At 67.9% G+C, this 2883-nt stretch carries 2 protein-coding genes; both read left to right on the top strand.

Annotated elements, in window-relative coordinates:
* The first annotated feature begins 45 nt into the window (after positions 1 to 45).
* Complete coding sequence (locus AB0F62_RS20795) at positions 46 to 807, top strand: type VII secretion system-associated protein (RefSeq protein ID WP_361800866.1); 762 nt, start codon at positions 46 to 48, stop codon at positions 805 to 807.
* 598 nt (positions 808 to 1405) lie between these two features.
* A complete protein-coding gene (locus AB0F62_RS20790) occupies positions 1406 to 2674 on the top strand; it encodes a ricin-type beta-trefoil lectin domain protein (protein ID WP_361800788.1) in 1269 nt (422 codons plus the stop codon).
* Positions 2675 to 2883 lie beyond the last annotated feature (209 nt).

Here is a 2883-nt window from a genome sequence, read left to right as displayed (position 1 = left end):
CCTCGCTCCGGTAAGTAGCCAACCTGAGGAAAGCAGTTGAATGACGTGAACGAGGCAGTTACCTCGGAACCCATTCCCGAGGCGGGGTCATCGCATGCGGTGACCCCCGCGGTCCTGCAGGACAACGGGGATGTAGAAACCACGAGCACCGGGGGTCTCAGTGGGTGGGCGGCGCGTTTGCGTGCGGTACCCGTCGATCACGTGGCGGATTCTTCCGCCACCACCGGTGCCGAACCACTTGAGCTGCCCACAGAGGTCAGGGAAGCGGCTCGGCTCGCCCCCGACCATTGGCTCGGCCTTGTGGACCCGGCCTGGAGGGGCGAAGGGGAACCTCCCTCCTGGGCCGTTCTGGGCCAGTGGCGGTCGAATGGCGACGGTGAGATCGTCGAGTGGGCCGAGAATCCCGACTACCGGCCCTCGCCCGCGATGCTCGGCTGGGAAGAGCCGAAGGACCCCGTGGACGCCGCCGTTCAGCTGGCGGCCACCGGATACGGTCCCGCAGAGAACGTGACCCGTTTGCTCGCTGCGGCCGAGGTGGCGGTGCTGGTCGACACCTCAGGCTCTCCTGTGTGCGCGACGGCACCGGACGGCACAGCCGTGGTGCCCACATTCACTTCGGAGTCCCACCTGGCGAGTGCCGGCGCGCTCAAATTCGAGGTGCATCCGGTGACGATGCTGATCGGGCAAGTACCGCGGGGGCATCAGCTCTACCTCAATCCCGCCGGGCCTGTGGCCTTCGTCGTGGACCGCGAGGCACTTCTGGCAGCAGTTGAGGAGACGCCCTCCGAGCGATATAGGCGGCCGTAGGACAGCTGACGCCCGGCTCGCCGCACCCTGGCCAACCACCGCTCGAATCCAGGGGCCGAAATAATGTTCCAAGCGGCGCACCGCTTTGCGCGACCCGGACCCGAGCGCGACTCGACAGCGGCGACAACAGAAGCAAGACTGGGGATCATTGCCATGCCCGATGGAGCTCGACCGTTCGGATAGGCAATGTGCTGATGCCAGACGTACATCACCACTGGCACGCCACAACCGGCCAGAACGGAACTTGCAACCCGTCGACGCGTCCAGGCACGTCCCGAGCCCGACGGCGGGGTACTCACGCAGGTATCTGGGACTCCGGTGCGCCAACTCTCGCTGGCCTACTGCTGGAAATTCCCGGTGGCCGCCGGGCCATCGAGAGCCTGCCTAGGTACTTGAGTCCGCCCGACCACCGGGAGGCCCCCCAGAGCACGCCTCTTCTCGCAAGGGTGCCACCCTCGGGGACAAGGGCGACCCTCTGCTTTCCCGACCGCACGTCCGCCCCGCATACGAAGGAGACCATCGCAACCACCACGCCCCGGGGCTATCTAACATCACAACGACTAGCAGCTTCCTCCAGCGTTCATTGGAAGAAATTGACATGAAACCATCCACCGACAATAGCGTGTCGGAGGGTCTGGCCGCGGCAACTCAGTCCGCCACAGCCGAATCCGAAAGCGAGAGCAAACCCGCGGAGGAGTCGTCAGGCGCAGCATCCATCGAGGAGATACTCACCCCTTCGCCGGCCCACGAGCACTCTGCCGTACCCGCTATCGCGACAGAGTCGCGGGCGGAATCGCGCGGCACCGCCAAAGCTCGGCAGCCGGAGCCGGAAGTAGCTGGCGTCGATGCCGCCGCGGCAAGCAATTCCGCCTCCACCGAGCGCACCACCGCCACGGCCGCGGCAACGGAGAGGCCCCCTGCCGCGGAGGCGATCCCGGCTCGGGCCGCCGACGACGCCGGGCACAACGAAAACCGGAGAACGGCCACCGGTACGGGTGCCACGCCGGGCAAGCCCGGCAAGCCCGGCAAGGCGCTCCTGGCCGGGGCGGCCATCGCCGGGTCCTTGCTGCTCGCCGTCCTGATACCGCTCTCCCTCGGCAACAACGAGAAGCGCACCACGGGGGGCGAGCACGCAGGCAGCAGCGTCCTCAATGGCGACGGGGACGGTCCCCCGGGGGCGTACTCCTCCGCCGGCCCCGGAAAGAACCGCGGCGGGAGCGGGCGCACCGGAGCGGGCGCGGGCAACTCACAGTCAGGGCCCGGAACGCAAACCACAGCGGTCGGCCCGGGCACGTCGAATAGCCCCGCCACCGGGCCCAGCGACCGGCCGCACGACGGCGCAACAACCCCGGGACACCAGGGTGGAGGTAGCGGAGGGAACACCACACCGACCGCACCGCCGGCCACCACGTCAGCCGCCAAGCCCCCGGCCGCCGCGGCACCCCCGGTCGTGGTCCAGAACAGCAGCGCCCCCAGCGACAAGACCCAGATCTACAGCCACGGCTCCGGCCGGTGCATCGGGGTCGTGAACGGTCCGACAGCCGGCAGCGGTGCACGCATGGAGATCTGGGACTGTCAGAACGTGGCCTGGCACCGGTGGACGCTGAGCAACAACACGGTGCGTTCGCAGGGCAAATGCCTGACCTTGAACGGCGGGTCCACCGCGGACGGCACGGCCATCCTTTGGAAGGACTGCAACGGTTCGTCCTCGCAGCGCTTCTGGCTGAACCCGGCTCATGACCTCGTGAGCCTCAAGGCCGACAAGTGTGTCGATGTGTTGGACTTCGGTACCGCGAACGGCTCCCGTCTTCAGCTGTGGTCCTGCGGCGGCACGGACAACCAGAAGTGGAGCACTCGCCGGGTGTGAGCGGCCTCGTGCCGGGAACACAGGCATCCACCGTGGGGCGACCTCCCGTTCGGGGGGCCGCCCCATGGGCTTCGTACTCACCAAGCAGCCGGGATGCACCACGCAGCCCGTCAGTCGCCAGTGCGGCCGTGAGCCCATCCGTGAGCTTGGGGTACGTCGCGTGTCCAGATCATCGGGAACGTCGCGACTGGTGCGCGAGGTGCCCGCAC

It is taken from the genome of Streptomyces sp. NPDC026673, assembly GCF_040638135.1.
Lineage (GTDB): Bacteria > Actinomycetota > Actinomycetes > Streptomycetales > Streptomycetaceae > Actinacidiphila.
This window is presented reverse-complemented; position numbering and strand designations above follow the sequence as displayed.